Here is a 6,918-nt window from a genome sequence, read left to right on the forward strand (position 1 = left end):
ATAGAAGATATTGCTTTTCAAACTAATATATTAGCACTTAATGCTGCTGTTGAAGCTGCAAGGGCAGGTGAGCAGGGTAAAGGTTTTGCAGTTGTTGCGAGCGAGGTTAGAAATTTGGCTCAAACTACTCAGTCATCTGTAAAAGATATTACTGATTTGGTGGATAATACAAATGAGAAAATAAATAAAGCAACAGAAACAGCTCATCAATCACAGGAAATATTTATTGATATTCAGCAAAAAATAGATGATACGGCTAAAATAATGCAAAATATTAGTTCTACAGCTATGGAACAGCAGGCTGGTGTTGATCAAGTTAATATTGCTGTTTCAGAGATGGATACTGTTACTCAGCATAATGCTTCTTTGGTTCAAGAGAGTGCTTATACTTCTGAAGATTTGCTTAATCAGGCAAGAAGTCTTCAAGAAGCTATTAGCTTTTTCAAATTGAATAGCTCTGATATAAAAATATCAAAAGAGGATAAACCTAATAAAAAAGTAGATATTACTCCCAAAAAAGATGATATTAAAAAAGTGAATGTACAGGCAAAACCAGCTAAAAAAGATGTAAGTATCTCTAGTGATAGTGAGTTTGGCGAAACATTTTCTAGTTCTAATAATGTAACTGATGATGGTTTTAGTACTTTTTAATTAATATGATTATTTAATTGCATAATTGGAAATTATATTTCCATTATGCAATTTATTTCTTCTTTTGTTAAATATTCAAACTTTCCTTCTTTAAGTTCATTTAAAAATATATTATTAATTCTTAGTCTTTTTAATATAATTACTTCAAACCCTACCTTCTCACACATTCTTCTTATTTGTCTATTTTTTCCTTCTGTAAGAATTATGTTAAATGAATTTTTTGTTATTCTTTTTGTTTTTGCGGGCTTTAATTTTTTCCCATCTAAAGATATTCCGTATTCTAACTTTTTTAATGCACCATCTGGTATATTATCATTCACTTTAACATAATACTCCTTTTCGCAATTAGAATTTTCACCTATTATTTTTTTAGCAAATACACCATCATTTGTAAGGAGTATAAGACCATTGCTGTCTTTATCTAATCTGCCTACAGGATAAACTCCTTTTAATTTATTATTTAATAGTTCGTATATAGTCTTGCCTTCATCTTTATTTGTAGAAACAACATATCCTCTGGGCTTGTTTAGTTTTATATATATTTTATTTTTTTCATCTTTATCGCATTCTACTTTATCGGTTTCAGATACTTGTGTTGCAGGATTGAGTATTATTTCACCGTTTACTTTAACTTTACCATCTTTAATAAGATTGTCTGCCTCTCTTCTGCTTGCTATGTTTAGAGAGGCTATATATTTGTTTAGTCTCATATTTTCTTATTTCTTTCATTAAAAAATTAAAAATAATATTATCATAATATATATTTAAATCAAATGCTGTAAATATTATGTTATTGCAATACGATATATTAAGTTATTGGAAGTTATAATTTTATATTTTATAGTTGACAATTTTTATTATTAATAATATAATTGTGCAAGTTATTGGATATAATTGCTTAGCTATAAATATTAAGGAGAGTGCGCTATGAAATTCTATAGAAGTATGCGAGACATTTCTCGCTACCTCATAATCATTTGTCTATTCATATGCTTAGGTTCATTTGCTGTTTATGGACAAAGTACTAGTGTTTATTTAGAAACAAGAGTGCTTTATAATTTTGAAACATTAGATGAATGGCAGCCTATATCAAATGGAAGTCGTTTCATGTTTACAGGCGATAGAACAAATGAAAATGGTGTTGTAATGAAATACCCAAATATGAGATTGTTTGCAACTAAACCTTTTGGTATGGGTAATCAGGGTTACAATTCCACTAATTCATTATCAGTAAGTGTATCATTCTTTAGAAAAGGATACAATTTCTTTGATTTAGTACCAACAGTACAAAAAATTATCCCTGGTAAAGCTCAGACTTTTGATGTATGGGTATGGGGTGGAAATTATGATTACACTATGGAAATGTTATTTGAAGATTATCGTGGTTATACTTATACATTGCCTATTGGTTCTTTAAAATATATCGGTTGGAAAAATTTAAGCACATCAGTTCCTGCTTTTTTACCTCAGGAAGAGCCTTATGTTCCTAGAGCTAAAGGTTTAAGATTCTTGAATTTCCGTTTCTGGGCTTCACCTGAAGAAAGAGCTGATAATTTCGTTGTATTATTAGACTATTTCCAAACAGTTACAGATACATTTAGAGAAGCTTATGACGGTTCTGACATAGAAACTACTCTTGGTCAAGAAATAGGCGGAAGTTCTGCTGAACAGTATTCTGAAGGCGGTGCAAAAGTTGTAGGTGAAGACGGTGGTACTACTACTACTGGTGATACTACTCAACAAGAAGTGCAACAATAAGGTTTAATAAGGAGAAAAAATACAATGAAAAGATTAAGTATTTTGATAACAATGTTGATTTTAACTGTTGCATTTTTGTTATTCGCACAAGATGCAGCACAAGATAATGGTCAAGCAGGAAATAATAATTTCGTTACTGAATCTTATACTAATTTCTTAATAGATGATTTTGAATTTGCTAATACTTGGCAAGCATCTATGCCTAGAGATTATGGTGTTATTAGTATAATTCGTCGTGAAGGCGGTCCTGCTGATGTTACTGCTGAAAATGCTGATGCTAATAAATATATTTTGGGTGCTAAAGTAGAGTATTTCAAAACTGGTTATCCTTGGTTTTCTGTTACTCCTCCTAGACCTGTTAAAATCCCTGGTTTCACTAAAGAAATTAGCGTTTGGGTAGCTGGAAGAAATCATAATAATAGAATGAGCTTCTATGTTTATGATATTAATGGTAAACCTCAAAATATTGGTAATGAACCTCTTAACTTTATGGGTTGGAAAAAAATTACTGTACAAGTACCTGCTAAAGTTAAACAAGAAGATTTCAGAGGTCAAGCTGAACAAGGTATAAGCTTCATGGGTATCAATGTTAAAGTTGATCCTAGAGATTCTTATGGTAAATATTATATTTACTTCGATAACTTGGAAGCTAGAACTGATATGTATTTAGAAACTTATAAAGAAGCTGATGACCCAAGAGATACTTGGTAATTAGAATTCTTTTAGATATAATAAAAGGTGGGGTGTTATTACTTCACCTTTTATTTTTATATAGATTTTTTATTATGGAGAAATTATGATAAATAAACTCTTACTTATAGGATTTGTACTTCTTTGTATTTATGCTATCACTACAAGAATAGTTAATAACAGAAAAGACAAAAATGATAATAATAAAGATTAATTCTCTCTTTTATTTATTTTTATTATTTTTCTTTTTCTTATATTATTTTGTTTATTTTTTCTTTGAGATTCTATATTAGCATCTGCCAAACTTTTTTCTTTACTTTTGTCTTTATTTTCTTCTTCGCTTTCTATTTCTAATATTACTTCACTTACTTTATTTATTTTCCACATTAAACTATCATCTACTATTGGTATTATTAATTGATTAAGATTTTCTTTATCAAAATAAACTCCAGAGCCTTCCAAAGAAACTAATTTTGATACTTTCTTGGCATCTATTTTAGAGTATTTATCAAGTTTTATATACATATTATAATGTCCTTCTATCACTGATAATACTCTCACTCTTTTTAGTATAACTTTTAATTTTGCTATACTAAATATATCTTCCATTTCTTTAGGCATTTTTCCATATTTATCTATCATATATTCTTTGGCAGTGTCAATATCTTCATTGCTTTGAGAACGCATTATTAATTTATAAATAGATATTTTCTCTTTAGGGTCTGATATATATTCATCTGGTATAAACAAATTATGTTTAAAATCTATAACCGTATCAAAAGTAACTTCTTTTATTTCACCCTTATATTCATTGGTAGCCTCTTCAAGCATTTGAGTATAAAGCTCATAACCAACCTGATAAATCATACCAGATTGCTCTTTTCCTAATATGTTGCCAGCACCCCTTATTTCCAAATCTCTCATTGCTATCTTAAAACCAGCACCTAAATCTGTATGTTCAGATATAGCTTGAAGTCTTTTATAAGCTACTTCTGTTAATGCTAAGTTTTCAGGATAAAACATATAAGCATATGCCTCTCTGTCGCTCCTTCCAACTCTTCCTCTTAATTGATAAAGTTCAGAAAGACCTAGTTTATTAGCATTATCTATTAATATAGTGTTGGCATTAGGTATATCAATTCCGTTTTCTATTATTGTTGTAGATACTAATATATCATATTTATGATTAATAAAATCTGACATAATCTTTTCTAATTGAATACCTGTCATTCTTCCATGTGCTACACATATTGAAGCTTTTGGGCATAGCTTTTTTATCATCAAAGCAAATGATTCTATAGTATCTATTCTATTATACAAATAAAATACTTGTCCATTTCTTTTTAATTCTCTCTCTATTGCAGTTACAACAGTCTTTTCATTAAATTCCATTACATAAGTTTTTACAGGTATTCTGTTTAATGGAGGAGTTTCTATTATGCTTATATCTCTTATGCCTGTTAATGCCATATTCAATGTTCTTGGTATTGGTGTTGCTGATAATGTGAGTACATCAGTTTCAAATCTAAGTTTTTTTAATGCTTCTTTATGTTTTACGCCAAATCTTTGTTCTTCATCTATTACTATTAAACCTAAATTTTTAAACTTAATATCATCAGATAAAAGCATATGAGTACCTATTATTATGTCGCAAGAACCATTTGCTAGCATTTCTTTATTTTTTTTAGCCTGTCTTGATGAGATAAATCTATTTAATACTTCTATGCGAACAGGGAAATCTTCAAATCTTTTTTTAGCGTTATTGTAATGCTGTTGTGATAGTATTGTAGTAGGGCAGAGTATTGCACATTGTTTACCAGCCATAACAGCTTTAAATATAGCTCTAAAAGCAACCTCAGTCTTTCCAAATCCCACATCTCCGCAAACAAGCCTGTCCATCATCTTGTCACTTTCCATATCTGACTTTATATCATTAATAGCCCTTAATTGATCAACAGTTTCCTCATAGTTAAATGAAGCTTCGAAGTCATCTTGCCATTGAGTGTCTGGTCCGTAAATATTACCATGAACATTAGAGCGTATTGCATATATTTTTATGAGGTCTCTTGCTGTAGCTAATGCATCTTCTCTTGCCTTACTTTTTATTTTATCCCAAGCACTTCCGCCTAATGCTGTTAATTTTGGCTCTTCTCCGCTTCCAGATATATATTTCTGCACAAAGTTCATCTGCTCTACTGGTATATATAGTTTATCTCCTTTGGCATACTCTAATGTTAGGTAGTCTTTTTCTTTGCCGTTTGATAGTTTACGTGTTAATCCTAAATATTTACCTATACCATAGTTTACATGAACAGCATAGTCGCCTATATTTAAATCAACAAATGTTTCTATGATATTTTTATTTACTTTTGGAATCTTTTTTACTCTTTTTCTTTTTCTTCCAAATACTTCCCAGTCTGCTATAAATATTGTTTTTATATCATCTTTAATAAATCCCGATGCTGATTGAGTTGTTATTATATAGAAGTTATTTTTGTTATTAGAGAAATCAAGCTTTTCTTCGCTATCTATTATATTATTTTCTTCTACTATTTTATTTTCTTCATTATTATCATTTTCTTCTGATGCAATTAATTTTGGCTCTAAATTGTCCATTATCTTATAGAATCTTTTTGCTTGGTCATAATGGCTTGTGGAGAGTATAATAAAATAATCTTTCTTTCTATAATCTTTAATGTAATCCAAAAACTCTGTTAGTCTTGATTTAAAAGAAACTCCTTCTTCAAAATTAAATTTATGAATATTGTTATCCACTATAAAAGGGCTTAAATTAATTGTATTTTTTGTGATATTTTCAAAGTAATTTATATCTATATAAAGAGAGTTTATATTATCATAAAGAGATTTAAATATATTATCTATATCATTAAAATTTTCTTCTATAGTTGATAAAACATTTACTAGTTTATTTTTTAGTTTTAATATATCATCTGTAAAGATAATGCTTTCATTAGCATAATCAAATATTGTTTGCAAATCTTTATTAAACACCCCTAGTAAGTTTTCACTTCCTGCAAAATATTTACTCTTTTGTATATTATCTTTTAATTCGCTGTCAATATCTTTGTTTATTAATTCTTCTATAATTGAATCTTTATAAATAGCTGCTCTAACAGGATATATTCTAATTTCTTCAACGTTTTTATATGACTTTCCATCTTCTATATTAAAAAATCTTATACTATCAACTTCATCATCAAACAACTCTATTCTAATAGGGTTATTATAAAGAATAGAATATATATCTATTATACTACCCCTCACAGCACAAGTTCCAACCTCAGAAACTTCTCTCTCTATCACATATCCTAAATCATATAAATTAAGCCTCAAAGAATCAATATTTAATTTGTCATTAAGTTTTATGTTGATTGTGTTATTTTTTAATGTTTCTTTGTTTGGCAGTTTTCTTGCAATTGACTTTATTGTTGTTATTAAAATAAATTTATCTTCATTAATTAGTTTATATAAAATACTTAATCTATCTTGAACTATATCTGTAATAGGCGACATTTTTGTAAAAGGCACACTGTCATAATCTGGAAAATAATAATTCTCAATATTATAAAAGTTTAAAGCCTGACTTAAGAGCATAGCTTCATTTTCATCTTCTTTTATAATCATTAAACTTTTATTTTTATCTTTAAAAAGAGTAGCAAAAAAAAAGAGAATCCCCTCCGCCTTTTATGCCATATATATTTTTTACAGTGTTTAAATCAAAAGATTTATATTCTTCGCTGTTTCTAAATTTTTCTATTAAGAGATTTGATATTTCAGTATTTTCCATAAATCTAAAAC

4 protein-coding genes and 1 pseudogene are annotated in these 6,918 nt (G+C 28.5%); 3 read left to right on the plus strand and 2 right to left on the minus strand.

The genetic code is table 11. From position 1 onward, the window contains the following. Positions 1 to 651: methyl-accepting chemotaxis protein (locus E6A48_RS02275; protein ID WP_258018516.1), on the plus strand; the 651-nt coding region annotated here is incomplete at its 5' end. A 32-nt stretch (positions 652 to 683) separates the two neighbouring features. Here the strand turns inward: E6A48_RS02275 and E6A48_RS02280 are convergent. After that, positions 684 to 1,361 carry a pseudouridine synthase gene (locus E6A48_RS02280; RefSeq protein ID WP_219708360.1) on the minus strand — a complete coding sequence of 226 codons (678 nt, stop codon included), beginning with the start codon at positions 1,359 to 1,361 and terminating at the stop codon, positions 684 to 686. A 217-nt stretch (positions 1,362 to 1,578) separates the two neighbouring features. On the opposite strand from E6A48_RS02280, the gene E6A48_RS02285 reads away from it, so the two are divergent. Then, on the plus strand, positions 1,579 to 2,409 hold the full coding sequence (locus E6A48_RS02285) for a flagellar filament outer layer protein FlaA (RefSeq protein ID WP_219708361.1): 831 nt from the start codon (positions 1,579 to 1,581) through the stop codon (positions 2,407 to 2,409). Positions 2,410 to 2,433: 24 nt separating this feature from the next. Then, positions 2,434 to 3,120, plus strand: a complete 687-nt coding sequence (locus E6A48_RS02290) for a flagellar filament outer layer protein FlaA (RefSeq protein ID WP_147730709.1) — start codon at positions 2,434 to 2,436, stop codon at positions 3,118 to 3,120. Positions 3,121 to 3,309: 189 nt separating this feature from the next. Here the strand turns inward: E6A48_RS02290 and mfd are convergent. After that, a pseudogene (gene mfd, locus E6A48_RS02295) lies at positions 3,310 to 6,907 on the minus strand (transcription-repair coupling factor). Positions 6,908 to 6,918 lie beyond the last annotated feature (11 nt).

The sequence above is a fragment of the Brachyspira pilosicoli genome (assembly GCF_019402445.1).
GTDB classification, from domain to species: domain Bacteria; phylum Spirochaetota; class Brachyspiria; order Brachyspirales; family Brachyspiraceae; genus Brachyspira; species Brachyspira pilosicoli_B.

What these genes read in the sequence shown, in the direction of transcription:
- E6A48_RS02280 (WP_219708360.1), bottom strand. Translation starts at nt 1,361, where the DNA reads ATGAGACTAAACAAATATATAGCCTCTCTAAACATAGCAAGCAGAAGA.
- E6A48_RS02285 (WP_219708361.1), top strand. Translation starts at nt 1,579, where the DNA reads ATGAAATTCTATAGAAGTATGCGAGACATTTCTCGCTACCTCATAATC.
- E6A48_RS02290 (WP_147730709.1), top strand. Translation starts at nt 2,434, where the DNA reads ATGAAAAGATTAAGTATTTTGATAACAATGTTGATTTTAACTGTTGCA.